Origin of the sequence: Mesorhizobium sp. M0522 (assembly GCF_040321085.1) — a bacterium.
In the GTDB taxonomy this organism is placed as follows: Bacteria; Pseudomonadota; Alphaproteobacteria; order Rhizobiales; family Rhizobiaceae; genus Mesorhizobium.
Genome location: NZ_JAMYQW010000001.1, coordinates 214,899 through 241,879, shown reverse-complemented (window position 1 = coordinate 241,879; position 26,981 = coordinate 214,899). Strand labels below are relative to the sequence as shown.

General features: G+C 60.9%; 26 protein-coding genes and 1 tRNA gene. 17 read left to right on the top strand and 10 right to left on the bottom strand.

Annotated features, from left to right (window positions below; translation table 11 throughout):
- The first annotated feature begins 62 nt into the window (after positions 1-62).
- The 5 genes from NKI58_RS01185 to NKI58_RS01165 all read left to right on the top strand — a co-directional run bounded on the left by NKI58_RS01185 (position 63) and on the right by NKI58_RS01165 (position 7,863).
- A complete protein-coding gene (locus tag NKI58_RS01185; protein ID WP_352621592.1) occupies positions 63-2,213 on the top strand; it encodes an ATP-grasp domain-containing protein in 2,151 nt (716 codons plus the stop codon).
- 46 nt (positions 2,214-2,259) lie between these two features.
- Positions 2,260-2,724, top strand: a complete 465-nt coding sequence (locus NKI58_RS01180) for a hypothetical protein (protein ID WP_352451184.1) — start codon at positions 2,260-2,262, stop codon at positions 2,722-2,724.
- Positions 2,725-3,035: 311 nt separating this feature from the next.
- The gene (locus tag NKI58_RS01175) at positions 3,036-5,342 is read left to right on the top strand and encodes a CapA family protein (protein ID WP_352783293.1); all 2,307 of its coding nucleotides are present in this window, start codon (positions 3,036-3,038) and stop codon (positions 5,340-5,342) included.
- A 714-nt stretch (positions 5,343-6,056) separates the two neighbouring features.
- A complete protein-coding gene (locus NKI58_RS01170; RefSeq protein ID WP_352451186.1) occupies positions 6,057-6,482 on the top strand; it encodes a hypothetical protein in 426 nt (141 codons plus the stop codon).
- A 175-nt stretch (positions 6,483-6,657) separates the two neighbouring features.
- Positions 6,658-7,863: a TadE/TadG family type IV pilus assembly protein gene (locus tag NKI58_RS01165; RefSeq protein ID WP_352574895.1), complete on the top strand. Its 1,206-nt coding sequence runs from the start codon at positions 6,658-6,660 to the stop codon at positions 7,861-7,863.
- Positions 7,864-8,201: 338 nt separating this feature from the next.
- Here the strand turns inward: NKI58_RS01165 and NKI58_RS01160 are convergent, their stop codons facing one another.
- The 3 genes from NKI58_RS01160 to NKI58_RS01150 all read right to left on the bottom strand — a co-directional run bounded on the left by NKI58_RS01160 (position 8,202) and on the right by NKI58_RS01150 (position 11,479).
- Positions 8,202-9,593, bottom strand: coding sequence for a UDP-N-acetylmuramoyl-tripeptide--D-alanyl-D-alanine ligase (locus NKI58_RS01160; protein WP_352724326.1), 1,392 nt, complete (start codon positions 9,591-9,593; stop codon positions 8,202-8,204).
- 1,069 nt (positions 9,594-10,662) lie between these two features.
- Positions 10,663-10,739: transfer RNA gene (locus tag NKI58_RS01155), tRNA-Arg, on the bottom strand.
- A 47-nt stretch (positions 10,740-10,786) separates the two neighbouring features.
- Positions 10,787-11,479, bottom strand: coding sequence for a winged helix-turn-helix transcriptional regulator (locus NKI58_RS01150; RefSeq protein ID WP_352696794.1), 693 nt, complete (start codon positions 11,477-11,479; stop codon positions 10,787-10,789).
- Positions 11,480-11,653: 174 nt separating this feature from the next.
- Between NKI58_RS01150 and NKI58_RS01145 the strand changes: the two genes are divergently transcribed.
- The 4 genes from NKI58_RS01145 (at position 11,654) to NKI58_RS01130 (ending at position 13,228) form a co-directional block, all read left to right on the top strand.
- Positions 11,654-11,980, top strand: a complete 327-nt coding sequence (locus NKI58_RS01145; protein ID WP_023677873.1) for a DUF1330 domain-containing protein — start codon at positions 11,654-11,656, stop codon at positions 11,978-11,980.
- Between the two features lie 121 nt (positions 11,981-12,101).
- Positions 12,102-12,632, top strand: a complete 531-nt coding sequence (locus tag NKI58_RS01140) for a hypothetical protein (RefSeq protein WP_352570595.1) — start codon at positions 12,102-12,104, stop codon at positions 12,630-12,632.
- Between the two features lie 120 nt (positions 12,633-12,752).
- Positions 12,753-13,043 (top strand): hypothetical protein, encoded by a 291-nt coding sequence (locus NKI58_RS01135; RefSeq protein ID WP_352783300.1) that lies wholly within the window; start codon positions 12,753-12,755, stop codon positions 13,041-13,043.
- 41 nt (positions 13,044-13,084) lie between these two features.
- Complete coding sequence (locus NKI58_RS01130; protein WP_198023575.1) at positions 13,085-13,228, top strand: glycine zipper domain-containing protein; 144 nt, start codon at positions 13,085-13,087, stop codon at positions 13,226-13,228.
- Between the two features lie 72 nt (positions 13,229-13,300).
- Here NKI58_RS01130 and NKI58_RS01125 read toward each other — a convergent pair whose 3' ends face one another.
- The gene (locus tag NKI58_RS01125; RefSeq protein ID WP_352783302.1) at positions 13,301-14,464 is read right to left on the bottom strand and encodes a M20 aminoacylase family protein; all 1,164 of its coding nucleotides are present in this window, start codon (positions 14,462-14,464) and stop codon (positions 13,301-13,303) included.
- A gap of 270 nt (positions 14,465-14,734) precedes the next feature.
- Between NKI58_RS01125 and NKI58_RS01120 the strand changes: the two genes are divergently transcribed.
- Both NKI58_RS01120 and NKI58_RS01115 read left to right on the top strand, forming a co-directional pair.
- Complete coding sequence (locus NKI58_RS01120; protein WP_352618952.1) at positions 14,735-15,913, top strand: D-alanyl-D-alanine carboxypeptidase family protein; 1,179 nt, start codon at positions 14,735-14,737, stop codon at positions 15,911-15,913.
- A gap of 4 nt (positions 15,914-15,917) precedes the next feature.
- On the top strand, positions 15,918-17,045 hold the full coding sequence (locus NKI58_RS01115) for a CobW family GTP-binding protein (protein WP_352754596.1): 1,128 nt from the start codon (positions 15,918-15,920) through the stop codon (positions 17,043-17,045).
- A gap of 175 nt (positions 17,046-17,220) precedes the next feature.
- Here the strand turns inward: NKI58_RS01115 and NKI58_RS01110 are convergent, their stop codons facing one another.
- The 5 genes from NKI58_RS01110 to NKI58_RS01090 form a co-directional block, all read right to left on the bottom strand.
- The gene (locus NKI58_RS01110) at positions 17,221-17,496 is read right to left on the bottom strand and encodes a sulfurtransferase TusA family protein (RefSeq protein WP_352783306.1); all 276 of its coding nucleotides are present in this window, start codon (positions 17,494-17,496) and stop codon (positions 17,221-17,223) included.
- A gap of 5 nt (positions 17,497-17,501) precedes the next feature.
- On the bottom strand, positions 17,502-18,830 hold the full coding sequence (locus tag NKI58_RS01105; protein WP_352783651.1) for a L,D-transpeptidase family protein: 1,329 nt from the start codon (positions 18,828-18,830) through the stop codon (positions 17,502-17,504).
- 212 nt (positions 18,831-19,042) lie between these two features.
- Entirely contained in the window at positions 19,043-19,993 is a 951-nt protein-coding gene (locus tag NKI58_RS01100; protein WP_352783309.1) for an acetyl-CoA carboxylase carboxyltransferase subunit alpha, read from the bottom strand.
- 99 nt (positions 19,994-20,092) lie between these two features.
- Positions 20,093-21,010 (bottom strand): site-specific tyrosine recombinase XerD, encoded by a 918-nt coding sequence (locus tag NKI58_RS01095; protein WP_352593889.1) that lies wholly within the window; start codon positions 21,008-21,010, stop codon positions 20,093-20,095.
- On the bottom strand, positions 21,007-21,156 hold the full coding sequence (locus NKI58_RS01090; RefSeq protein ID WP_023677884.1) for a hypothetical protein: 150 nt from the start codon (positions 21,154-21,156) through the stop codon (positions 21,007-21,009). The genes NKI58_RS01095 and NKI58_RS01090 overlap by 4 nt, the downstream gene beginning before the upstream one ends.
- 158 nt (positions 21,157-21,314) lie before the next feature.
- Here NKI58_RS01090 and NKI58_RS01085 point away from each other — a divergent pair, with 158 nt between their 5' ends.
- The 4 genes from NKI58_RS01085 (at position 21,315) to NKI58_RS01070 (ending at position 24,796) form a co-directional block, all read left to right on the top strand.
- Positions 21,315-21,917, top strand: coding sequence for a shikimate kinase (locus tag NKI58_RS01085; protein ID WP_352593890.1), 603 nt, complete (start codon positions 21,315-21,317; stop codon positions 21,915-21,917).
- Entirely contained in the window at positions 21,914-23,056 is a 1,143-nt protein-coding gene (gene aroB, locus NKI58_RS01080; RefSeq protein ID WP_352593891.1) for a 3-dehydroquinate synthase, read from the top strand. The genes NKI58_RS01085 and aroB overlap by 4 nt, the downstream gene beginning before the upstream one ends.
- Positions 23,053-23,949 carry an HlyC/CorC family transporter gene (locus NKI58_RS01075; RefSeq protein WP_023677887.1) on the top strand — a complete coding sequence of 299 codons (897 nt, stop codon included), beginning with the start codon at positions 23,053-23,055 and terminating at the stop codon, positions 23,947-23,949. Before aroB ends, NKI58_RS01075 begins: the two co-directional genes overlap by 4 nt.
- Before the next feature lie 76 nt (positions 23,950-24,025).
- Positions 24,026-24,796, top strand: coding sequence for an alpha/beta hydrolase (locus NKI58_RS01070; RefSeq protein WP_352593938.1), 771 nt, complete (start codon positions 24,026-24,028; stop codon positions 24,794-24,796).
- Between the two features lie 3 nt (positions 24,797-24,799).
- On the opposite strand, the gene NKI58_RS01065 is transcribed toward NKI58_RS01070, so the two are convergent.
- Positions 24,800-25,102 (bottom strand): BolA family protein, encoded by a 303-nt coding sequence (locus NKI58_RS01065; protein WP_352570588.1) that lies wholly within the window; start codon positions 25,100-25,102, stop codon positions 24,800-24,802.
- Positions 25,103-25,235: 133 nt separating this feature from the next.
- Here NKI58_RS01065 and NKI58_RS01060 point away from each other — a divergent pair, with 133 nt between their 5' ends.
- Positions 25,236-25,865 carry a J domain-containing protein gene (locus NKI58_RS01060; RefSeq protein WP_254816626.1) on the top strand — a complete coding sequence of 210 codons (630 nt, stop codon included), beginning with the start codon at positions 25,236-25,238 and terminating at the stop codon, positions 25,863-25,865.
- Between the two features lie 123 nt (positions 25,866-25,988).
- Complete coding sequence (gene cobS, locus NKI58_RS01055) at positions 25,989-26,975, top strand: cobaltochelatase subunit CobS (protein ID WP_352451201.1); 987 nt, start codon at positions 25,989-25,991, stop codon at positions 26,973-26,975.
- The last annotated feature ends 6 nt before the right edge of the window (positions 26,976-26,981 follow it).

Here is a 26,981-nt window from a genome sequence, read left to right as displayed (position 1 = left end):
GTATTGTGGGAGACGGTCGAAAAGCAGGCGGAGCGTGAACATCCGGGGTCAAAAGTGGGGTTATGGTCAGCCTATCTGAAGAGTTGGGACAAATTGAGATTGTCAGTTTTAAGGTGCTATCGGGACTTAATGTGCATAGCACGAACACGGTGGTCAAATTAACCCTGAATATCGGGCGGCTAGCGGTTTCTTGCATCTCCGATTTTACTGCGCTGGCTCGCTCAGCGCTGTCCGAAATGTTTCCCGGTTGTGCACAAAACGCTTTGGTCCCTCGCTACATTGCCGACGCAATCCTGTCCGCTGATCTTGAGCTTCGCCGCGCGATGAATTTCTATTCGTTTTCGCCGACGGCGTCGCTAATAGGCGATCCGTCCGAAAGCCATCTTGCAATCGTTTGGGAGTCGGATGACCCGCAGATGTCGCGCGCGGCTGCTTCGGCTGTCGTTGACGCGATTGGTGAGGCGGCGCGAGGCGAGGACGGGGCAGCGAAATACGCTCAGACTCGGGAGCTAAACCTGGAAAGGGCGAAGAGGCGACGTCTTTCAAATTCGACCGCTGTGCTTGTAGCTGCAGCTAAGAGAAATCACATCCCGTTCGAATTCATTGCCCGTAACCACCTTCGCCTTGGCCAAGGCAAGCACCAGAAGCAGCTGTTCTCGACGATATCGGGTTCTACATCGTTTGCGTCGGCGAAGGTGGCCTTGGACAAAAGGCTGGGCAACAGACTTTTGGCGCAAGCGGGGATTCCAGTACCCCGTCAGATTACCGTTCGCACCAAACCTGAGGCCGTCGCTGCCGCCAAACAGCTGGGTAAGACCGTCGTGGTCAAACCGGTTCAGGGAAATCAGGGGCGGGGAGTCTCGGTTAAACTGCGGGGACGCCGTGCAGTTGAGGCTGCATTCGATATAGCGCACGACGTCACTCAGTCAGAGCGGTTTGGCGTCCTGGTTGAGCAGTTCATCGCCGGCCCGGAATTTCGAGCGACAGTCGTTGACTATCATCTCGTGGCGGCGGTCATGTGTTGCCCCCCCCAAGTCGTTGGCGACGGTGAAAAAACGATAGTTGACCTGATTCATGATTTGAACCGAGAACCCGACAGAGACGGGAGACGTCTTTCTCCTGTAGAGATTGACGATGAGCTGCTACGGCACCTAGCCTTGCGTCGTCTTACGCTGGAGTCCGTCCCAATTTCCGGGCAGCCTTTGGTTCTCCGACCTACCGGCCACCTCGCCCGTGGAGGCGTCCCGGTCGATGTTACAAACTCCGTTCATCCAGATAACAGGCAACTGTGCGAGCGCATCGTGAGAGTCATCGGCCTTAACATTGCCGGGATAGATCTCATCATGCCCGATATTGCAAGATCATACAAAGAGGTCGGGTGTACTGTCATCGAGGTAAATGCACGGCCGGGGATCGAGTTTCATCTTTGGCCGCGAGCGGGGATCTCGAGAGATGTGAGTGAGATAATCCTGGCCAATATGTACAATGAGCCGGGCTCTTCGGAAATTGCCACCGTACTCGTCATCGGCGATCGACACACTGGTGCGGTGGCGACAGCAATCGATCATCGGTTCCAGGCGGAAGGGCGAAGAGTTGGTCTCTTGTCGAAAAGAGGCGCTTACATCAACACTGTACCCCAGGAATTTGGGCGGCGGACAACCCCGCAAATGCTGGCCAGAGACCCGTTCCTGGAAGCCCTGGTTTATGCAGCCTCTCCGGACAGACTTTGGGCGAGCGGTCTTTGTCTGGGTGCTTGCCGTGCGGTCTCGATGACTCGAACGGATGCAGACAATGGTACAGTTCTCGAAGATCTCGCTCAGCGAGTGTTGCAGTGCGGAAACCAGGGCTATTTCATTGTCAACAGCGAAGATGAATGGCCCCGCCGTGCGCTGTCGACCTTGCCGACCACACGACTAATATTGGTCAGTTCCGAGCCTGATACTGATACCGACCTACGTCGGCACCTACAGAGTGGTGGTTTGGTTCTAACTTTGAGATGGAGCACTGACGGATCGGGTGCCAAAATGGCGCTTTTGTCGAGATCTGGTGAGCTAGCCGCGGAACCCCTCGCATCTATGTCTCAGTCGCGGCCACAGCAAATAAGGTCTGCCATGCACGCAATGGCAATGTCGTATTTGGCAAAAAAGGATGGCTGGTTCGATGAAGTGGCCCCGTTTCCTTCAGTTCGGCCCGAGACGAACGACGTTCGATAGCAGTGATGAGTTTATCGATTCTGCTCAAGCTAAGGAGAGTAAGGTTATGAACACTGTTTCGCCGACTGCAACACCGAGTGTTTCGCTAAGTGATGCGGCGACACTCGTTGCTTTGACTTTGAAACGCACCACAAACAAAGCGGGACAGCCGCGAACCCGTGCAAGAATGTCGTACAAGACATTCAGGCGCCTGACTGGACGGCGTGTCGGCGGGGCGGCGTTCGTGAGAGGCTTCACGGAGGAATTGTTGAAACTAGGCTGGCTGATGGTCCGTATGCCATCGGCTTACGGCTTCGTGCGCGCCGCCTCCCTCGACAAGTGGCGTCTCATAAAATCAAATATGGTCGCGGAAGAACTTAAGGTGATTAAGGAGGGATCTGCGGCGACGGCATTGGAGAGTGCTCGGCAAGAGCTCGCTGGATCGGGTGAGAATAACGGTTCAGCAGGCGGCCTCAGTAAGGCAGCTCGAATAAGCGGAGAGAAGAAAAAGCCGGTCGCAAGCATCGGATAGATGTGCCTCGTCAGGAGATTGATTTGTGTAGCCCCCATCAGGGGCAGGCGAATTGAGGCCAAAACGCTGCCGGAAGCTGGGCTGCAGACTCGGATCCAGCTTCCCACCATGGAGCGAAAATGCGGCCTCAGAGCATGTTGAAGGACAATCTCCACGCCCTGTAGAGAGTTGGCCTCAGGGCAACCGACGGCATGTCCTTTCGATCAATTTCAGTACCCGCCGGCGAAAGGTTCGCAGGATTGCGGAGCGCAAGACTTGTGAATTCTTGCGTCTCAGCGTTCGCAGAAGAAGCAGTAGCTTTGGGGAAAAAGATGGCGACTGGATCTGTTTACGTCTGGGAGCGTTGCGATTCAGATTTTACTGGCGGCCGGGTGCATTCAACCGAGGTCGAACTGCCTTATCTTTGCCAAAACACGGGGAGGCAAGGGCTGCGTGGGCGGTACGTGGACGTAATCGGTCATCCAGCCACGGATGTTCACTGGCCCACGGGTGAGATGGGCGAAGCACTGCCCGACAAGCAAGGTAACTATGTTTTCAAGCCTTTCGGCGGCGGAATTCTTGGTGAACAGGAAGGTTGTGAGGCCGCGGCACGCTTCGGCCAGGTCAACGTCTACTACCACGTCTCCTTGATAGCTCATCGAGTGAACGAAGTGCTGCGTTCACTCGGCGAGGGCCCGTTGCCGAAGGTCAGAGCGATCGTTAATGCGCACCAGCCGAAACAAGGGGGAGTTAACGGGGATCTGCTTAGGTTGGTGCCGGTCAAAGGGACCAAATACCGATATCCAGCAAGAATCGAAAATCTCGATGATTTTTCGATCCCCCTCTGTGGGGAATTGCTGTTCGGCCCGGGGCGTGCAGTCACAGCGGAAGGGTGGCTTCCACGAATTTCAGGCGGTGCTTATCTGTGCGACCCCTCGCACAATGCCAGTTTCATATATCAGGCATTCGGGTTTCACGTTGTGCGCCATACCGCTGACATCCAAGCTGACAGGCTGCATGCACCGCGCGCCAGTTTCAGTAGGCCTGGTCCCCTTGAGTACGCCTTGAGCGCATACTTTGCGGCCGCGATGCTGTCGACTCCCTACGTATGGTGTTGGCACCTCCGTCATGATGCCGAGTTCGTACCATCGGATACTCTTGCCAATGATTCGCGTATGGACGACGCCGAGTTGCCACCGCCGGAGGCGCTGGTCGCGCAAGTCATAGCGGCGACAATGTGGGACCTACACAAGGCTTTTCCGGGAGACGAACTTACTTGTATTTCGTTAGTTGTAGCTGCCCTTTTGGCGCTGGGACGACTTTCTGATAGCCCGTATGCTCCTTCCGGAATTCGAACGCGTGCCCTCAGGTCACTTCCGGAGAACTTTGCCTCGTGTTTGCTTCATGCAGACCGAATGAGATTCAGCAGCCGTTACGAAACACTGATCCGAAGCGTTTTTGAGAAACGTGGGATCGGCTTTAGTTCTTCAGCGGTTGAGACGTTGTTGGCACCCTCCGTTCAGCCACCCCTCTACCGCCTCAGTGAATCGGAAGAAGTCCGGCGCCATGTTGTAAAAATTCGCGAGAAGTTTTCAGAGGTCATAATTCCGGATGACATCGATCTCATCGACCCGGACCAACTTGAACAGTTCCTCTCTTCGTCCGCCAGCGCTCCGTACCATTTGGCGGCGGTCGGAGATGTGATGACCGGGATGCGGATGCGTCATCGTATCCGCAGGTTTGGCCCAGACTATGCCTTCGCCTGGGTCAGGCCGATCTTTAGACGCTGCGCTTTGATAACGGGAAACCTTGAGGGGCCGTTCTCCACCATCTCTGAGAAAGCAGGTACCACTCGGAACTACTCATACAAAGTCGACCCCAAGTCAGCCTCTGTCTTACGTCGTGCAGGCTTCGCTGCCATGACTGTCGCGAATAACCACATTCAAGACTGCGGTCGGGGTGGCGTGGTTGAGACGCTAGCCACGTTAGAGCGACAGTATATCCAACCGTACGGTGGTGGTAGGAACCAGAGCTCTGCTTACCACCCGGCGATTTTTGATGGCGCAGATATCCGCATCGGACTTCTCGGATATTACTGGAACCGTCGAACAGCGGCTCGTGGCGAACTTCCAGGCTCCGCACAAGATGTGCCCGAATTCATCGAGCGTGATCTGGCCCAACTTCGTCCACTGGTCGATCGGATCGCCGTGATGGTACATTGGGGTTTGCCATACCAGCGCCAACCTACCGAGCAAGACCGCATGAAAGCGCGGCTATTTATCGACCTGGGTGCGGACGCAGTCATCGGCCATCATCCCCACATCCTTCAGCCGATCGAGATTTATAATGGTCGGCCGATATTATACAGTGTCGGCAATTTTGCATTTGGGTCCGGAAACAGCAAAGGGGAGTCCATTCTGCCTTGCTTCCACTTTGGTGCGAAGCAGATCCGTTTAGATATTTATCCAGTTTACGTTCAAAACAGAGATCCGCGCCTCGACTACCAACCAAAGATAATGGGAGGAGCAGCCGGTCGCGCGACAATCGATCGGTTGCTGGCGTTGTCGCCTGGACTCGCCGATGTTGTCGTAGCCGTTCAAGACAGATGCCTTAGATTGGCCATCCCTGCACTGGCGTGAGGCTCCGAAGCTCATGCGTATGCCGTACGCGGATTTGCACTGGGTTCCTCGATCGCAATGGCGGCGCGAGCGATACGTGCCGACAAAACAAGGAGCCGATACCCTGTCACGCAGGAGGTGCCGCGGAGGCGTCGCTTGCGAACATTGCGAGGACCAGACGTGGAGAAACGAACTCTTTACTGCTCAGCCGGTTTTGATTTGTTTAGCTGCCGCTAATGGGATATGTCATCCCTGCGGGATCGTCCATGGGAGCGACAGGTGCGATTTCTAATCCGTCTGTTAGGGGCAGTCGTCTTAGGCTGTAGTCTGACGTATTCAGGCCAAGTACTTGCCTGGAAGGTCGGCAAAGGTGCGACCTCAGCAACTATTAACGGCATAAAGTTGACAGTATACACCTATCATCCGAAGAACTGTTCCAATCCATCGATCCTGTTCGTGTTCCATGGACTAAGCCGAACGGCCGAATCCTACCGAGACTACGCGCAGCCTCTTGCGGATCGAAATTGCCTGATCGTTATGGCGCCGCTTTTCGACCTGGAAAGGTTCCCAGGCTGGAGCTATCAGCGGGGAGGCATTGTCAACTCGGGCACAATTCAACCTCGGGACAGGTGGACTGTCTGGTACGTGAAGGGCTTGGTAAACTGGGCGAGGGCCCGAGAGGGGCTGCCGACTGCCCAGTATTACCTTTTTGGGCACTCGGCGGGAGGTCAATTCATGTCGCGTGTTGCAGCATTTGCCTTGTCGGATGCCAAGAGAGTGGTCGTAGCCAATCCGTCGACCTACGTCTTGCCCTCGCTAGCAGAGGCGGCAGCCTACGGGCTGGGATGTCTCTCCTCGGGCTGCGTCTATACGCCGGATCAGGCCTCTCAGGAGTTGAAGGCCTATCTGGCTTTGCCGCTAACGATCTATCTTGGGGAAGACGACACTGGCGATGTCGATCTAAACGAAAGCGCAGCTGCTATGCGCCAAGGAGAGACGCGTTTGGATCGGGGGCAGTTCACTTTTGAGCTGGCGCAAGCTGTCGCGACCGCTAACGGGTGGCCTTTCAATTGGCGTCTCGTGATTTTGCCGGGTGTCGGACATTCGGCACGCGACTTGTTGCAGTCTGACCAGGCTCAGCAAGTCTTCGGCCTTAAGTAAAGAATTAGCACATCGCTGACTTCAAGGTCTGCCGCGTTTCACTCAGCTCAATGAGCAGCGAGACAGCTTGCATCGCCTTTTTGCCGAGCGTGAATTGCCGCTGCGTTTTGTTATTCTAATTTAGTAAATTCTAAACCATCTTCGGTCTAAGGTGCTCTTAAGAGAGGGCTTCTGGATGCGGAGACTGAAAGATCTGCCGCCCGAAAAACGGGGGAACTTTGCCGTCGCGATGGCCTTAATGGTGGTGCCACTGGGCTTGGCCCTCGGCCTTAGCATTGACTTTACCAACGCCGCTTCCTGGAGATCCAAGCTGCAGGAGATAGCCGATTCGGCGGCTCTTGTTGCTGTCGAGAGCGATGGAGGAAACGAAGCAGCCGTCCAGGCCGCGAAGAATTGGGCGCTGGCCAATGGCTCCTTCGTGACCGGCGCTGTCGTTGGGGTGAGCATCACCACTCCTTCTGCTGGGACGCGAGAGGCGGCGGTTGAAATCTCAGCTGGAATGCCAACCGCTTTCATGAGTCTTGCTGGAATTCGGAGCATTAACCTTCACGCGGCGGCAACGGCCCGAAAAGCCGCGCCGGATTATTGCTTCTATGTCCTCGATCCTGCCTCAAATGGAGCGCTGACGGTAATGGGTTCCGGGGGGCTTTCGGTGCCAAACTGCGGTATCCAAGTGAATTCCTCCAGTCCAAGGGCACTGAGGCACGTTGGAACCGGAAAGATTGTCGCCAGAAAAATCTCTATAGTGGGCAATTACCAAGGCGGCGGTTACACCATCATCCCGAAAACCAACCAACCCGAACTTGCAGACCCCCTTGTCGATCTACCGCAGCCCGTTCCACCGAACGGCTGCGACTACAGTGATCAGATGCTGACCGATGTTACCATTCCGGCCGGCCGGGTGTTCTGTGGAAACATTGACCTCGATGGAAATGTCGTTCTTTCTCCCGGAGTTCACTATTTTCAGAACGCAACAGTGAGCATCGGCAGCCATGTGAATCTCTCGGGCGACGAAGTCACGATATTCGTTGACTCCGAGTCAAGCATTATTCAGTCAGCAGGCAAAGGTGGCGTAAGGATTTCGGCTCCCACGAGCGGCATTTACGCTGGCATCGCTATCTTCGGGTCACGCACAGTTACGCCTTCTGTGCCAACGGTCTCATTGTCCGGAAACAAAAACTACTTAATTGAAGGGGCTATCTACCTGCCCCATCATCGTTTTCGGATGAGAGGGACAACAGACCTGAAGTCGACTGCCAACTCAGGTTGGATTGTTGCGTGGCAATTTTTCTATAGTGGCAACTCGAGTGTGGCCCTGGACTGGTATGGTGCGACTCCGCCGAAAGGCCTTGGAGACTTAGGAATAGTGCTCCTTCGCTGAAGCAATACTGATGTCAGTGCTCGGCACAGGGCTATATCTTTGTTGTTGCTGCATTGGGCTCGGACCAACCAACCATTCCGGGCGGCTGCCGTTATATGCATGGCCGAAATGACCGAGCGGGGCATGACTGTGCGCAGCTCTTCGGTTGGCGGCGTCCAGCCGGCGCTACCCTAGTCACCCGGAGGCAGCACAGATCGAATCAGGCGGCGAAGCACAATTTTCCGCCAAGTGCCTGAGACTGTTTGGTTGTGGAACCAGTCATGGGCGGAGCTGATCTCCGGTCAATTTTTCTGCTTTGGTCCAAAAAAACAGCGAAATTCGACGTATATCGCGGCGGACTAGCGTCCAAATTGCCGGCGCAAGCGAGTTACAACTTCATGCAGACCCATGGCATTCGAAGCTTTCACAAGAAGGCGGTCCTTCGCGCGCAGGATAGTGGCGAGCTCGGGCAACACATCGTCTGCTGTCGCGAAGTGTGGGCCGAGGAGGTACTCCGGCAGGGCACGACGGAGATATGTCATCTGCGTCCCAACCGTCATCACCATATCCAGATCGGCCGCGAGAACGGGTTCCGCCAGACCGGCGTGAAATTCGGCCGATCGTGGCCCGAGTTCCCGCATGTCGCCAAGAAGGGCAAGCTTTCGGCCCCCACTTGCGCGCTTCCCCTCAGCGAGTGCCGCCAGCACGGCGGCCACCGATGTCGGATTCGCGTTGTAGGCCTCATCGACGACATGGACCTCGCCGGACGCGAGGGCGATGCGTATGACTTCGCCACGTCCGTGGATGGCCTGCACCTCCCCGAGCGCGTTGGTCGCAGCTCCCAGATCAAGGCCGAGCGAATCGACAGCCGCCAGCGCGCTGAGGCTGTTGACTGCCATGTGCCGCCCTGGATTACCTAGCTTGTAGGCGAAATCCCGGCCCTTCAGGACCGCACGCACCAGTTGATCTTCGTGCGAATAGTCCACGAGCCGGTAGTCGGCCTTAGCATGTCCACCGAAGGACACGACCTTCGCCCCGAACGACAGCGCGCGGGCTCGGAGATATTCGAAATGCTCGGAATCCCGAGGCATGATCGCAGTGCCGCCCTCAGCGACATCGTACAGGCGGGCTTTCAACTTGGCGATGGCCTCACGCGAGCCGTACTCTTCGAGATGGGCGTCGCCGATCGTCGTGATAAGAGCGACATGCGGCTTGAGCGCAGATACCTCAAGGAGCCGCCGAAAAAAGCCAATCGACACCTCGATAGCGTGGATGCCATCAGGGGGAAGGTTGGCGATCAGGCCGAGCACGCCGGAGACGGTATTGAAGTTTTCGCCCGGAAAAGGTGGATAACCAGCTGCGGTGAGAATGACGTTGATCATCGCCGTGGTGCTCGTCTTGCCGACGCTGCCGCCAACCGCGATCAGGCGTCCGCCGTAAGCAGACCGCGCTCGCTCGGCTAGATACTTCATGGCGACGCGGACCGAAGCCACCCGGAGCAACGGCAAGTCTTCGAAGTTGGGCCGGTACTCTCGGTCCGCGAGGAGCGCGAGCCCCTGTCGCCTGAAGCGCCTGATCTTCCTGGGGTGTACGCCGTAACGGTAGGTGCCAACGCGCGGGATGACGAGCGCGCCGGGGCCGATCAGTGCGTCGCAGAAGGCTATGCAGTCGGTCGTCCAGGCTTCCGGCAGCTCGCCTTCCCATATGCCTCCGGTGATCTCCGCAAGCTCAGCCTTCGTCCAAGGGTGCATTTCTCCCCCTGTCCCGCCGATCGATCCGCGCCTCGGCCACCTGGATGCGTGGCCGTCCGACACCCCCGTCCTGTGGTTCGATCACTTTCAGCCAATTCCGCTCAATGTGCAATGGTTCCGGGTACCACCGGAGACCTTTGCCGGGTTCAAAGCGGCCTTCGCCAAGCCCGCTACTTTAACGACCACATCCGCAATCACTTTTGAGATCGTCTGGTTGGGACCGATCACGATCTTGGATGAGCGAAACCATCTGTTCGAACGCTAGTCACCTATTCATCGAGTTCAACGGCTCATGGTCGGGGAGACAGTGATGCAGCACCTCGCCAAGGTTTCGCTTGTCGAACGTCTGGCCACAAACGGGGCAGAACTCGAAATATCCTGCTTCGTCGTTGGCCGGCGGCCCGTGGCGCTTGACCTTGATGCCGGTTGCGGGGTTGTTGGTTCGATCTCGTCTCACGTTGGTCGCCACCGCACGTAACTTTCATGGGGACGGGCCGACAGCCGATCGGGGGTTCCAGGGGGCCGCCGGGCCTACCGGCTGCCAGTGGCGCTGCCGGGTAAAGTCAATTGTAGGCCATTTCATGCGTCATTACTAATACAATAAAATGATAGCGTTCCGTTCCTCTAGCCGCCAGACCGGGGGCGTCCATTCCCCCTATGATGCGGACTTTGGTGGACAATCCGCCCTAAGGGGACGGATGGACACACGAGTCGAGTTCGACCTCGTGATCGATGATGATGATGTTCGCATTCTTACTCGCCGCGGTCTCGATTGGACGACGAAGTAGCGAGACCTTTCGGCGCTGCCAAGGAGGACGTCGACGCTGACGGTCGGTAGCGGCTGTCGTCCGTCGTCTCGGTGCGTCGAAAAACGGGCAAGTTGATTGGGAACAACGATTACCTACCTCGATTTAGGCATCGTAGCGCCGCGCTTCGCAGCGGTTTTGGGCCGCTTCGCCCTTGGAATATGGGTGCCCAAAGTCTGAAGGTCTGCGAAATTCGCCGTACTTATTTCGCAAAAATCCTGCAAAAAAAGTACGGCGATTTCGCGCTAAGTACTTGAAAAACATGGTGATCCCGACAGGAATCGAACCTGTGACCTACAGATTAGGAATCTGCCGCTCTATCCTACTGAGCTACGGGACCATCGCGCCCGACACATAACCGCTTCGGGACGTTTCGCCAAGAGGCAGCTAGGCAGCTCGCTTGGGTTCGACCGCGAACGGGCTCAGGCCCAGCCAGGTCTGCATTTTACGGGCGATATTCTGGTCTCCCGTCAAGATGACTTTCGCCCCGGCCTTCTCGACGGTGATCAGGCCCATCCAGATTTCGGTCATGGTGTGCAGGTCGGTCGAGACGTAGAGATCGACATCGAAGCCCGGATCGTACCAGCAGAGGTCGACCTCGCCGTGCTTCTCGACGATCAGCCACCATGACCGCTTGGAGGCGGGGAGCTCCTGATACAGAAATTGTATCACCGTGCGGCCGTCGGGCAGCGGTGACGCGTTGAGGTTGCGCCGCATGTCCCACATCAGCAGCGACGGATCGAGGTTCTTCAGCGACAGCCGCGACTCGACCCATTTCTGCCCCCAAAAGCCCATCGCCTCGACAACGGAACGCAGATCCCTGCCTGCCTCGGTCATCCGGTATTCGAAGATGCCTTTCTCGCCGCGCACCTCCTTGCGCTCGACGATCCCGGCCAGCTCGAGCTCCTTGAGGCGTTGCGACAGAAGGGTCGGCGACATTTTGGGGACGCCGCGGCGCAGATCGTTGAAACGGGTCGAGCCCGCCACCAATTCGCGAAGCAGAACCATGGTCCAGCGGGTGCACAGCACCTCGGCGGCCATCGATAGCGGGCAGAACTGCTTGTATCCGGACTGGGTCATGATGTTGCCTTCCCCTCAAACTCAGCCGGGATCATAGGCCTTCCCCCGCGGCACGGCGAGTACAGAAACTGTACCACACCAGTACAGATCGGGGACTGGCTGGCGCGACCCTTGCCATGCGACCCCTCTGCCGCTGCACGGGATACCCCTGTGCACGACCAGGAGACATGACCCATGACCGCTTACGTTATCGCAGACATCAAGGTGAGGGACCCGAAGTGGATGCCGGCCTATGCCGCGTCGGTCCACGACCTCGTTCACAAGCACGGCGGCAGATATCTGTCGCGCAGCGGCAATGTGAAGACGCTCGAAGGCAAGCCGCTCGACACGACGCTGATTGCCTTGATGGCGTTCCCGACCGAGGCCGCGGCGCGCGCCTTCACCGACGATCCTGCCTACGCGCCGTTCGTTTCGGCCCGTCAGGGCGGCAGCGACAGCCGTTTCCAGCTGATCGACAACTCCGATCTGGCCGGAACCATCCCGTATCTGCCGAAGGGATGATCTTCCCCTGCATTCGTCGCATCGGGCCAGGGATCTCCCAGCAACAACAGCCACAGCGCCCACCTGCCGGACCTCCTTACTTCCGGCGGCCGGCCGGGCTGTGCTTTTCAAGAAGAATGGAATGACTATGACAATCAACTTTCGCAATAGAGTTCTCGCTGCCGCGGCGCTGCTGTCGGCCTGCACTGCGTTGGCGCAGGCGCATCAGGCAGCGCCCGCGTCCGGCCCCAATCCGCTGGCCGACAAGGTACGCGCGGCCAACAGCCGCTTCGAGAATGTGGCGGCGGCGACCGCCGAGGGCTATGCGCCGATCCCCTGCGCCAGCGGCATCACCGGCGGCGCCATGGGCATCCATTACGTCAATCCCGGCTACCTCAAGGACGACGCTGTCGATGTCGCCAAGCCGGAAGCGGTGATGTACGAGCCGATGGCCGACGGCACGCTAAAACTGATCGCGGTCGAATACATCACCTCGAAAGGCCCGGCCTCGCTCGATGGGCATCTGTTCAACTTCAACAGCGCGCCCAATCGCTATGGCCTCGGTCCGTTCTATGAGCTGCATGTCTGGGCCTGGAAGGGCAACCCGACCGGCGCGTTCGCGGATATGAACCCGAACGTGTCGTGCGAACCGACGACTGCTGCCAGCCAGTAAGCAGCCGGGCCAGGCGGCGCCAACGCCGCCTGGCCGAATGTGGGAGCAGGCCCCAAAGAGGTCGGGATAGCGGAACTTTCGGGACGCCGGCGCGCTTTAGTGTCCCGAAGGAGACACCGCATGAGCGCCACCAAAGAGTTCTTTCAAACGTGGCTGCAGGAGAATGTCGGCAATCTGCCCGCCGAGAGCGAGGTGAGCGTCGCCGTCCTGGCGCAGCAATTCGAGCAGGATGCCGATGCTGCCGGCTATGGCCACGAGGTTCGCGAAGACGAACTCGGCAATATCCAGGAGGCGATCGAGGCAGCCCTGACGAAGGCGAGGACAGGCGAAGAGCCGCAGGCTGCCGACGACAATGAGCTGGCGCCGATCATGGAGGCGCTGGAGGTCGAGGATCCGAAGAGCGGACCGTAGCGGTTGCGGCTCTTCCCTTCCACGCTACATGACCGGGCATAATGGATGCCAAACACCTCACACTCGGCGTCGTGATCGGCGTGGCTATCGGCGTCGTGTTGGACAACATTGTTGCGGGCATCGGTATAGGTATTGCTCTGGGCATTGCCTTCGGCCTTGCCCGGAAGTCGTCCGGCCGGAAGTGACCAGCAGAACATGTCCTGCCCGGTTTTGCCGCCCAGAGGTGCGGCGGTTGCCGCACTGCCAATGCCGAATGGCTACGCCGCCAGCGCTGTTTCCGCCAGCTTCACCCAATAGCTCATGCCGTGCGGGATGACCTCGTCGTTGAAGTCGTAGGCTGGGTTGTGCAGGCCGGCGGTATCGCCATTGCCGATGAAGATGAAGGCGCCCGGCCGCGCTTCCAGCATGTAGGAGAAATCCTCGCCGCCCATCACCGGCTGGATCGCGCGGTGCACATGGCTGTCGCCGGCGACGTCGGCCGCGATGTCGCTGGCAAAGACCGTCTCTTCTGGATGGTTGAAGGTGACGGGGTAATTGGCATTGTAATCAACCTCGATTGTCGCGCCGAAGGCAGCGCCCAGGCCTTGGCAAAGTGCGCGGATGCGCTCTTCGGCCTTCTTGGCGACTTCCTTCTTCAGCGTGCGTACGGTGCCGGCGATCTCGGCGGTCTCGGGAATGACGTTATAGGCGTCGCCGGCGTGGAATTTCGTCACCGAGACGACCACTGCCTCGACCGGATCGGTGCTGCGCGAGGCGATCGTCTGCAATGCGCCGACGAGCTGGCTGGTGATGACGATCGGATCGATGGTGCCGTGCGGCATCGCCGCGTGGCCGCCCCGGCCCTTGACGGTGATGGTGAATTCGGCGGTCGCCGCCATGATCGGGCCCGGCCTGATGGCGAACTGGCCGACCGGCAGGCCAGGCATGTTGTGCATGCCGAAAACCTTGGAGATACCGAAGCGCTCCATCATACCGTCCTTGACCATCTCGTTGCCGCCGCCGCCGCCCTCTTCGGCCGGCTGGAAGATGACCGCGACGGAGCCGGCGAAATTGCGCGTTTCGGCGAGGTATTTGGCGGCACCCAACAGCATCGCGGTGTGGCCGTCATGACCGCAGGCGTGCATCTTGCCGAGGACGGTCGAAGCATAGGATTTGCCGGTGATCTCGTTGAGCGGCAGGGCATCCATGTCGGCGCGCAGGCCGATGGTCGAGCCTTCGCCGTGGCGGCCGCGGATGATGCCGACGACGCCGGTCTTGCCCAAACCCGTCACGATATCGTCGCAGCCGAAAGCCTTCAGCTTCTCGGTGACGAAAGCGGCGGTCTTGAAGACGTCGAAATTCAGCTCCGGCGTCTGGTGCAAATGGCGGCGCCAGCCGGCCACCTCGTCCTGCATTTCGGCGGCTCGGTTCAGGATCGGCATGATGGTTCCATTTCGCTGTTGGAGCAGGCGGTCTTGGCCTGCTGCTTTGCAATTGTGCCTGCTGCCTTGCAACCATGCACGCTGCTTTGCATTGTGCTGCTGCTTCCACATTGTGATCGGCAGCACTTTGCCATGTTGACGTCACATAGAGTAAATAGCACCGCGACTGTGGTCCGGGAACAGAGGGCCGGACCATTATCCTGGCGATCGTGTAACGAAATCTTACGGAGCCAGGTGGGACTGCGGCAAGAGGCTATTTCGGTTTTCATGATGCGCTACAGGCATTTCCTCAAACTGTTGGTGGCGGGCACGGTGGTGCTTGCGTCGCTGGCCGGGCCTGCCTTGGCCAATCCGACAATCCTGTTCGACCTGAACAGCGGCAAGATCCTGCAACACCAGGAGGCGTTCAGGCGCTGGTACCCGGCTTCGCTGACCAAGCTGATGACCGCCTATGTGGCGTTTCGTGCGATTGCCGCGGGCGAGGTCCAGCTCGATTCGCCGATCAAGGTAACGAAACATTCTGCCGGCGAGCCGCCGAGCAAGATGGGCTTCAAGCCGGGCTCGGTGATGCGGTTGGACAATGCGCTGAAGATGATGCTGGTCAAATCGGCCAACGATATCGCCATGGCGGTCGGCGAGAATATCGGCGGTTCGCAAGCGGCTTTCGCCGAACGCATGAACGCCGAAGCGCAGAGGCTCGGCATGAGCGGGTCCCATTTCGTCAATCCGAACGGGCTCTATTCGCCGGACCAGTATACGACAGCGCGCGATCTCGCTTTGCTGGTGATGGCGATTCGCAAGGAATTTCCGCAATATGCCCCCTGGTTCTCGATCGAAGGCCTTGCCGTCGGCAAGAAGGCGATCTCCAACTACAACCTGCTGATCGGCCGCTATCCGGGTGCCGACGGCATGAAGACGGGTTTCGTCTGCTCGTCCGGCTTCAACATGATCGGCTCGGCGACCCGCAACGGCCGCACCCTGGTCGCCGTAGTGCTCGGCGAGCAATCGGCAGTCACCCGCGCCGAGGCGGCGGCAAAATTGCTCGACCAGGGCTTTGCAACGCCGGCGCCGAGCTGGCTGACGGTAGCGGCGCTGCCCGCCTATGGCGACACCATGTCGGCCAACGACATGAATGACGAAATCTGCAAGAAGAAGCCGGTCGAGGAGCAGTCGGAAACCGCACCCGCCGTCGGCGACAAGGGCAAGGACGTGCCGAAATCGCCCTATCAGGAAAAGCTCGACCATGTACCGACGCTGATCGCCGTCGGCCTCGGCGGCGCCACGGGACCGAAGCCGAAGGCGATGCTCGACGCCTCCGGGCAGGAATATGCCGACGTGCCGCTGCCGACATGGCGGCCGGACCGGGCGCCGCCGGCTGGCGCCGAGCCAGTTGTGGCCGGATCCGCCACCGCCGCGCAGGTCCAGCAGCCGGCCAAGGCGCTGAACTAGCCGCATGGCCGGCTTCCCGATCCCCGTTTCGGTGCTCACCGGCTTTCTCGGTGCCGGCAAGACGACGCTGCTCAACCGGCTGCTCCGGGATCCGGCGCTCGCCGACACCGCCGTCATCATCAACGAGTTCGGCGAGGTGGCGATCGACCATCTCCTGGTCGAGCAGGCCTCCGACGGCATCATCCAGCTCTCCGACGGCTGTCTCTGCTGCACGGTGCGCGGCGAGCTGGTCGACACGCTGGCTGACCTCGTCGACCGCCTGCAGACCGGCCGCATCGACCGGCTTGCCCGCGTCATCGTCGAGACCACCGGGCTCGCCGATCCCGCCCCCGTACTGCAGTCGATCATGGCACACCCGGCCCTGGTCCAGGCCTTCCGGCTCGACGGCGTCATCACCCTGGTCGATGCCGTCAACGGCAATGCGACGCTCGATGCGCATGTCGAGGCGGTGAAGCAGGTGGCCGTCGCCGATCGCATCGTGCTCAGCAAGGCCGACCTGACCACGGATGCAGGCGATGTCGAGGCGTTGCGGGCGCGGCTCAGGCAGCTCAACCCGGGCGCCGTGGTGCTCGACGCGGGCGAGGCAAGCACCGCGACCCTGTTCGATAGCGGCCTCTACAATCCGGCCACCAAATCCGTCGATGTGCAGCGTTGGCTCGGCGAAGAAGCCGGCCACGACCATGACCACGGCGGGCATGACCACGGCGGGCATGATCACGACGGGCATGACCATGCCGACCATGATCACCATGACCACAGGCACGATTCCCGCGTGCGTTCGTATTCGCTGGTTCATGACGGGCCGGTGCCGTTTTCGGCAATCGAGATGTTCCTCGATCTGTTGCGCTCGGCGCATGGCGAGCGCCTTTTGCGGATGAAAGGCGTCATCGAGCTTGCAGAAGACCCGTCGCGGCCGCTGGTTATCCATGGCGTGCAGAAGATCCTGCATCCGCCGGTGCAACTGCCGGCCTGGCCGGACAGCCAGCGCGGCACAAGGCTGGTGCTGATCACGCTCGACATGCCCGAAGACTATGTTCGCCGGCTGTTCGCCGCCTTCACCAACCGGCCGTCGATCGACACGCCGGATCGCGTAGCACTGGAAAGCAACCCGCTGGCTATTGCCGGATCGTGATCTCCCCCCTTGAGGGGGAGATGTCGCCGAAGGCGACAGAGGGGGTCGCCTCGGCTGGCGCGACCCCCTGTGGGACGAAAGAAAAGGTTGGCGCTTCACGCGCGGCAACCCCCTCTGGCCTGCCGGCCATCTTATCCCGCTCAGCCGCTTTCGCCAGAACCAGCTAAGTCGAGACTCAGCCGATCCCGCGCTCGACCAGGAAGCGGTGGCCGCCTGCCGCCGCCGCCGTTTCGATCAGCCGATGGCCGCTCTCGGCGCAGAAGGCGGGAATGTCGATGACGGCGAGCGGATCGGTGGTTTCGAGCCACAGGCGGCTGCCCGGCTGCATTGCGGCCAGGCGCTTTTTTGCCTTGAGCACGGGCAACGGGCAGTTCAGGCCTTTGAGGTCGTAGACGGCGGCGGGGCTGGTTGAGGGCCTGTCTTCTTGGCCCCCATCTTCTTGTTCAAGCATGAACCTCAGCCGCCAAACATGCCGAGCAGTTTCTTCTTCAGCTTTGTCGCCGTGCTTTCGGCGTCCGCAGCCTGCGTTTCGGCGACCGGAACGGCCTCCGCGGATGGCGCGACGGTTGCGGTCGCGACAGGCGCTTCGGCCGCCGACTTGGCAGCATCCTTTTCGGCGACCGCCTGAGCCTTGGCGGCTTCCTTCTCGGCCAGGGCCTGTGCCTTGGCTGCCTCTTTCGCGGCCTTGGCCGCTTCTATGGCGGCAAGCCTTTGTTCCTCGGCCTTCTGCTTGGCGGCCTTTTCGGCATCGAGCGCCGCCATCTTGCGGCCGGCCGGCGAATCGATGCGGCCCATGCGCGCCGTTTCGGCCACGGTGCCGTCCGGGTTGAGCGAAGGCGGCTCGATCGGAACGCGTTCGCCGCGCGCACGCCGTTTCGACCAGTCGGAAACGATGCTGGCTTCCTTGATCCCGGCGATGGTCGGCTTGGGTGCCGGCACGCTGGCCTTCATGGCGCCGTTGAAGGCCGCCTCATAGGTGCTTTGATAGGCGTTGATGGCGCTCTTCAGCGAATCGGGCTGGGTGGTCGCAGGGCAAGCGCCGGTCGGATTAAAGGTCGAGCCGTCGGCCGCAACCTGGTTGAAGACGTAGCGCTTCTCGCAGACGTCGACTTTCGGCGGCACCTTGGTAACCTCGAAATTGTCGTAGCCGACCTTCAGCATCTTCCAGAATTCGTAGTTCGGATCGTTGCGATAGCGCGCCATGTTGGCTGCGGTCATGCGGAACGGAAAAGCCTGGATCTGGAACTCGGTCTGGCCGCCCTGGAAGGCGTCGCGGCCGAAAGCGTAAATCTGCTCGATCTGCGCGTCGGTCATCGAATAGCAGCCAGACGACGAGCAGGCGCCATGGACCATCAGGTTGGAACCCGTGCGGCCATTGGCGCGGTCATAGGCGTTCGGATAGCCGATATTGAAGGACAGGTGGTAATTCGACCGCGGGTTCATCTGTGCCGGGCGCACCGTGTAAAAGCCTTCCGGCGCCTGGCGGTCGCCTTCGGTGAATTTTGGCCCGAGCTTGCCCGACCATTTGCAGATGTCGTAGCTGGCGACCAGGTCGTAGCGGCCGTTGGTCTTGGCCTTCCAGATTTCGAGCTTGCCTTCTTCCTTGAAGATGCGGGCCATCACCGAGGAGGTGCGGACCATGCCCTTGGCCTTCATCTCGGCCAGGATCTTGTCCGGCAGCGGCTTGTTGGCTTGCGGCGCAAAATCCTTCATCGAAGCATCATTGCAGCCGGCGACGCCGATCGCAGCGATCAGAACTCCGGTGCGGGCAAGCTTGGCAAACATGGATATGGCTATCGTCTTCATCTCTGCACCGCGGATGCCGCGGCTGCTAAACTGACCACTGACGGACCCTAAGCCCGTTAACCTTGAAAATTCCTTACCGCAATCATGCTGGCGCGTCCCCTTACGGCAACCCCACTGAGCCGAATGCGGCGGCATTTTTGTGGCGAAACTGGTTCACGCCGCCACATTTCGGGCCGCGTGCCTGCCGGATGTTATAGATTGCGGCCCATCGCCAGGTATTTCTCGCGGCGATGCTCGCGGAAATCGGTGTTGGCGCCGGAGAATTCCTTCATCGTCCTGGCGATGAGGTCGCCGGTGGCGGCGATCACCGTTTCGGGGGCGCGATGGGCACCGCCGAGCGGCTCGGCAATGATGGCGTCGATGATCTTCAGCTCCACCAGGTCTTGCGCCGTGATCTTCATGTTGGTCGCCGCGTCCTTGGACCGCGTGGTGTCGCGCCACAGGATCGAGGCGGCGCCCTCCGGCGAGATCACCGAATAGATGGCGTGTTCGAGCATGTAGACGCGGTTGGCGGTGGCGATCGCTATGGCGCCGCCGGAGCCGCCTTCGCCGATCACCACCGAGATCGACGGCACCTTCAGGCCAAGGCAGGCCGAGGTCGAGCGGGCGATGGCTTCCGCCTGGCCGCGCTCTTCGGCGTTGACGCCGGGATAGGCGCCGGCAGTGTCGACCAGCGTCAGCAGCGGGATTTGGAAGCGGTCGGCGAGTTCCATCAGCCGCACCGCCTTGCGGTAGCCCTCCGGCCGGACCGAGCCGAAATTATGCTTCAGCCGGCTTGCCGTGTCGGAACCTTTTTCCTGGCCGAGGATCGCCACCGGCTCGCCACGGAAGCGGGCGAAGCCGCCGACGATCGCCTGGTCCTCGCCGAAATTGCGGTCGCCGGCGAGCGGCGTGAAATCGGTAAGCAGGCCCTTGATGTAGTCGATGCAATGCGGCCTGTCCGGATGGCGCGCCACCTGCACCTTCTGCCACGGCGTCAGCGCCTTGTAGGCGTCGCGCAGCGCATCGCGCGAGCGCTTCTCGAGACGGGCGATCTCATCGCCGACATCGACCGCCTCGCCGTTCTCGGCAAGCTTCTTCAGCTCAAGGATCTTGCCTTCGAGATCCTGCACAGGCTTTTCGAAATCGAGGTAATTGTACATTCTTGGGCGGACCGGCAAGTCGGAAGGCAATGACTGACGCAAGCCTGAAAATGCAGGCTGGGCGCGGTGGAACGTCGTTCTCACATAGCGGCATGACGCCTAGTCGGCAAGCGGATGATGATCGTTGACCAGACGCACCAGCCGCTCCTCCAGCACATGCGTGTAGATCTGCGTCGTTGAAATATCGGCATGGCCAAGCAACTGCTGCACGGCCCTGAGATCAGCGCCGTTCTGCAGCAGATGGCTGGCGAAAGCATGGCGCAGCACATGCGGCGATATCTTCGCCGTGGCAATGCCGGCCCGAGCGCCAAGCCCTTTCAGCTCGCGGGCAAAGACCTGTCTCGAGAGATAGCCGCTGTCGGAGGCAGCCGGAAACAGGAACGGGCTGTCGGCAAGAGCCGGCACCGCCCCCCGTGCGGCAAGCCATGTCCGCATCGCGGTGCGCGCCTTGGCCGACAGCGGCACCATGCGCTCCTTGTTGCCCTTGCCTCGCACCATGAAGAAGCGGTCGTCGCGCTGTGCCACCGTCACGGGAAGGCCGACCAGCTCCGAAACGCGCAAGCCGGTGGCGTAGAGCACCTCGACCAGCGCGTGCAGGCGCAGCGCCGCCAGGCTGTCGCCGTCATGCAGGGAGGGGTCCATTGCCTCCTGCGCGGCACGGTCGAGCAGCCGGCCGGTGTCGGCCTCGCTCATCGTCTTAGGCAGCGGCCGGCCCTTCTTCGGACTGTCCAGCGTGCCGGTCGGATCGTCACCGCGCAGGCCTTCGGCGTAGAGGAACTTGAAGAACTGCCGGATCGCCGACAATTTGCGCGCCTGCGAGGTGGCGGCAAAGCCGCGCGCGGCGATGTCGTCGAGGTAGGCGCGGATGTCGGCGCTGGTGGCAGCGGCAAGCCCACCGCCGATCCCGGCGGAAGCGTCCTCGAGGTCGCGGCGATAGGAGGAAAGCGTGTTTTCGGCGGCGCCGCGCTCGGCGCTCATCATCTCCAGGAAAGCTTCGATGCGGGCGGCGCTGTTCATTTTTTGGGATTGAGCTTTTCCGGAGGGATACGCACGCTCATTTCCGCCTTCCTCGGCTCGACGAACATGACCAGGGCGAACATCGCGCCATAGACAATGCCGGCCAGAATCGCGAGCGTCACGACAAAGCGAAACAGTGTTGGCATTAATTTTCGCCCGTCGTCTTATTCTGCATTTCCAACCCTGTGCCCTTATGAGACGCCAATCCGGCCAATTCAAGGGTGAAGCCCATAGTCCCGGTTGCGCCGCGCTTGACGCAAACAGGCTTTTGATGTCGATACGCCGCCAAAGAGGCCCTAGAAGCATGAACGCGCTACCAGCAAATCCTCCGGGCGAGAGCTATGCCGCGCTGCTCGGCCGGCTGGGCGGCCGTTCCATCGTCTTTGTCGGGCTGATGGGCGCCGGCAAGACGGCGATCGGCCGCAAGGTGGCGGCGATGCTGGCACTGCCCTTCATCGACAGCGACCAGGAGATCGAAACTGTTTCGCGCATGAGCGTCCCGGACCTGTTCGAGCGCTATGGCGAGGCGGAGTTCCGGGCACTGGAGCAGCGCGTCATCCTGCGTGTGCTGGAGCACGGGCCGCAGGTGCTGTCGACCGGCGGCGGCGCCTTCATGAACGCGCAGACGCGCGAGGCGATCGCCAGCCATGGCGTTTCGGTTTGGCTGAAAGCCGAGATCGACCTGTTGATGGAGCGCGTTTCCAAGAAACAGAACCGGCCGCTGCTGAAAAGCGCCGATCCGCGCGCCGTGCTGGAACGGCTGATGGCGGAACGCTACCCGGTTTACGCCGCGGCCGATGTCATCGTGCCGACCCGCGACGACCGCAAGGAGATCATTGCCGCCGAAGTGGTGGACGCGCTGCGCGGCCATCTCGGCGTTGCCGATATTGACGAGGTGCGGTCGTGAGCGCTGATGCAACGGTCTCTGTCGAAGTCGGGCTTGGCGAGCGTGCCTACGATATTTTGATCGGTCCCGGCCTGCTGTCACGCGCCGGCGCCGAGATTTCGCGCCGTCTGCCGGGGACGCGGGCGGCGGTCGTCACCGACGAAAACGTCGCGGCCGCGCATCTCGCGACGCTTGCGGCCGGCCTGGCAAGCGGTGGCATCCAACATGCCGTCATCACGTTGCTGCCAGGCGAAAAGACCAAGAGCTTTGCCCATCTGGAAGAGGTGGTCGACGGCGTGCTGGCCGCCAAGCTGGAGCGCGGCGACGTCGTCATCGCGCTCGGCGGCGGCGTCGTCGGCGACCTCGCCGGCTTTGCCGCCGGCATCGCGCGGCGCGGCATGAACTTCGTGCAGGTTCCGACCTCGCTGCTGGCGCAGGTCGATTCCTCCGTCGGCGGCAAGACCGGCATCAACAGCAAGCGCGGCAAGAACCTGGTCGGGGTATTCCACCAGCCCAGGCTGGTGCTGGCCGACACCGAAGTGCTCGACACGCTGCCAATCCGCGAGTTTCGCGCCGGCTATGCCGAACTGGCCAAATACGGGCTGATCGACCGGCCCGAGTTTTTCGCCTGGCTGGAAGAAAACTGGCGTCAAGTGTTTGCCGGCGGGCCGGAGCGGGCTGCGGCCATCGCCGAGGCCTGTCGTGCCAAGGCCGACGTCGTTGCCCGCGACGAGTTCGAGACCGGCGACCGCGCGTTGCTCAATCTCGGCCACACCTTCGGTCATGCGCTGGAGGCGGCGACCGGCTATGACGGCGCAAGGCTCGTGCATGGCGAGGGCGTCGCCATCGGCATGGCGCTGGCGCACCGCTTTTCGTCAAGGCTCAATTTGGCGAGCCCCGACGACGCGGCGCGTGTCGAGGCGCATCTTCGCGCCGTCGGTCTGCCCTGGCGCATGGCCGACATTCCAGGCGAACTGCCCGACGCCGAGACGCTGTTCTCCTTCATCACCCAGGACAAGAAGGTGTCGCGCGGCGCGCTGACCTTCATCCTGACGCGCGGCATCGGCCAGGCCTTTATCGCCCGGGATGTGCCGGCCTCGGAAGTGCTGGCGTTCCTCCGGGAGAACCATCCGGGTCGGCAGGAAAGCCGCCCGGGATGAGCCAGGCCGGCTGGATCGCGGCTGCCGTGCTCGCCGGCCTCGGCCTGCTGGGCTTCGTCTTGCGCCGGCGCCTGCTCGCCGCCTTCGGCTACGAGCTGCAACGCATCGAGCCGCAGCGCTCTGCGCGCGAGGAACTGCGCGGCGCCGTCGACGATTTCCGCCGCGACGGCCAGGTGGTGCGCGAGGACCGCGCCCGCATCGGCGGCCTGTTCGACCTCGAGGAGCTCGAAGTGTCGGACGTCATGGTCCACCGCACGAATATGCGCTCCGTCAACGCTGACGACCCGCCCGAAGCGGTGGTTCGCGAGATCCTGCAGAGCCCGCACACCCGCATGCCGTTATGGAAGGGTTCGCTCGACAACATTGTCGGCGTGCTGCACGCGAAGGATCTGCTGCGCGCGCTGAACGAGGTCGGCAACGATTTTTCCAGGATCGACGTGATGAAGATCGCGTCGAAACCGTGGTTCGTGCCCGACACCACGACGCTTCAGGAGCAGCTCAATGCCTTCCTGCGCCGCAAGGCGCATTTCGCCATCGTCGTCGACGAATATGGCGAGGTCGAGGGGCTGGTGACGCTGGAAGACATCATCGAGGAGATCGTCGGCGAGATCGCCGACGAGCACGACATCGACATCCAGGGCGTCAAGCAGGAGGCCGATGGCTCCGTCGTCGTCGACGGCACGGTGCCGATCCGCGACCTTAACCGGGCGCTCGACTGGAACCTGCCGGACGAGGAAGCCACCACCATCGCCGGCCTTGTCATCCACGAGGCGCAGTCGATCCCGGACGAAAAGCAGGCCTTTACGTTTCACGGCAAGCGCTTCGTAGTCATGAAGCGCGACAAGAACCGTATCGCGCGGCTGAGGATCAAGCCGGCGATGCTTGGAGAATGACAGTGCGCACCTTGTGGCAGCCGTGGGCAGTCAGGAGTTGGTGACGATCGATCGGCGAAGCCTGCTTCTGGCGTCGATGGCGGCGCTGCTGCCGGGACAGGCGGCGGCATTGCGGCTGCGTTCGCCGTCGCCCGAAACCTTCGACTATGGGCCGGCCAAGCTCGACATCTATTCCCGCGATGGCGCAAGCGGCCTGCCGGTCGTCTTCTTCGTCCATGGCGGCGCCTGGCGGGTCGGCAACCGCAACAATGTCAATTCCAAGCCTGGTTTCCTGCTCGACAATGGCTTCGGCTTCGTCTCGATCGACTACCGGATGCTGCCTGAAGCCGACGTCGCCACCCAGGCGGCAGATGTCGAACTGGCCTATCGTTACGTCCGCGCCAACATCGCCAGGCATGGCGGCGATCCGGACCGGATCGTCGCCATGGGCCATTCGGCCGGCTGCCATCTCGTAGCATTGACCGGGCTGCGCGGCGGCCTGCCCGGCGTCGCGGCGCTGGTTCTCGACGACACCAGGGCCTACGATCTGGAGGCGCTGGCCAGAAGCGGCGGCATTGCAGGGGTCTATGCCCGCGCCTTTCCCGATCCGGCGCAGTGGCGCGCGCTGTCGCCTGTCACCTATGTGGAAGGCCGCAAGCACCCGCCGACCTTCATCGCCCATTCGCGGGCGAAAGCCCGCGCGGCGGACGCCCAGGCCTTCGCCGGGCGTCTGCGCGCCACCGGAACCAGGGTCACGCTGTTCGACGGCGGCGCCTATTCGCACATGTCGATCAATCGCGACTTCGGCACCGACGGCGATGCATTGACCGCAGCGGTGATGGCTTTCCTGAGGGCGAGCCTCGGCTGAAATTTACCAGCGGGTCTTTTCACCGGGCGCCACCGGCTCGATTGCCAGGGCGTGGACGCCGGATTTCAACTCCTCGGCCAGCAGATCGTTGACTGCGCGGTGACGCTCGACGCGGCTCATGCCGGCAAAGGCTGGCGCGACGATGCGGACGCGGAAATGCGTCTCGCCAGTGCCGTCGAAGGTGGCGTGATGGCCGGAATCCACATGATGATGCCCGGCATGGAGATGGCTTTCGTTGATGACGTCCAGCCGTTCCGGCGAAAACGCCTTTTTCAGCTTATCTTCCATCGTTGCCTGTATGGACATCGCCGCTTCCCTTCACCACATCTATGTCATCGCACAAAATTCGCAATTCGCCGGTTTTATGCCGCGATTCAGCGGTTAGGGCGATCATCGCGAAAATGTCAATTCTTGTTTCGCATCAGCGAACAGCCCATAAATGGGTGAGATGAAGCCGTACCCAAAATATTTCGAGAAGATTCGCATCCGCCCGGAGAAGGACGCGGAGCTGAAGTCGCGTTCGCCGATCTGCCAGTGGGATGGCTGCAAGGAGGCCGGTACCCACCGTGCCCCGGTCGGACGGATGAAGGAAGGCGAGTATTTCCAGTTCTGCTTCGATCACGTGCGCGAGTACAACAAGGGCTTCAATTATTTCTCGGGCGTTCCCGACACCGAGATCGCCCGCTTCCAGAAGGAAGCCATGACCGGCCACCGGCCGACCTGGAAAATGGGCGTCAACGGTGCCTCGACACGCTCCTCGCCAGACTTCGCCCAGGCGCGCTCCGGCCGCGCCGGCTACTACAATCGCATGCGCGATCCGTTCGACCTGTTCAAAGGCCCGAAGGACCCGCGCGAAGCACGCGAGCGCAAGGCCAAGCCGCTTGAGGCCAAGGCACTGGAAACGCTTGGCCTTGATACAAAGGCAAGTGGCAAGGATATCAAGGCGCGCTATAAGGAACTTGTGAAACGCCACCACCCGGATGCGAATGGCGGCGACAGAGGTTCGGAAGACCGGTTCCGCGATGTGCTCCAGGCGTATCGCGTGCTCAAGCAGGCAGGTTTGTGCTGAGCGACCATACGGTTCGTGTCGCTTTCCAACTTTCATAAGGTTGGAAAAGGCTCTAAGACCGCCCCCGAACAAAATCGATTGCCGGCGAAACGCGGCGTTTCGCTTGTGGAGACGTTGATAGAGATGAACAAGGTCGATCGCGACATCGCCAACCTGCCCGACACCACGGTGTCGGTGAAGGAGACATTCGGCTTCGACTCCAAGATGGTGGTGCCGGCCTATGCGGTGACGAGCGAGCATGTCCCCGACATCGATCCGGACTACCTGTTCGACAAGAACACGACCATGGCGATCCTCGCCGGCTTTGCCTATAACCGCCGGGTCATGGTGTCGGGCTATCACGGCACCGGCAAGTCGACGCATATCGAGCAGGTCGCCGCCCGCCTCAACTGGCCCTGCGTGCGTGTCAATCTCGATAGCCATGTCAGCCGTATCGACCTCGTCGGCAAGGACGCCATCGTCGTCAAGGACGGGCTGCAGATCACCGAATTCCGCGACGGCATCCTGCCCTGGGCCTATCAGCACAATGTCGCGCTGTGCTTCGACGAGTACGATGCCGGCCGCCCGGACGTGATGTTCGTCATCCAGCGCGTGCTGGAATCGTCGGGCCGGCTGACGCTGCTCGACCAGAGCCGGGTCATCCGCCCGCACCCGGCCTTCCGGCTGTTTTCGACCGCCAACACGGTTGGGCTGGGCGACACCACCGGCCTCTACCACGGCACCCAGCAGATCAACCAGGCGCAGATGGACCGCTGGTCGATCGTCACCACGCTGAACTACCTGCCGCACGACAATGAAGTGAACATCGTGCTGGCCAAGGCCAAGCACTACCGCGATGGCAAGGGCAAGGAGATCGTCAACAAGATGGTGCGGGTCGCCGACATGACGCGCTCGGCCTTCATCAACGGCGATTTGTCGACGGTTATGAGCCCGCGCACGGTTATCACCTGGGCCGAGAATGCCGAAATCTTCGGCAATATCGGCATGGCGTTCCGGCTGACCTTCCTCAACAAATGCGACGAGCTGGAACGCTCGCTCGTCGCCGAATTCTACCAGCGCGCCTTCGGCGAAGATCTGCCGGAATCGGCGGCGAATGTGGTGCTGGGCTAAGCAGAG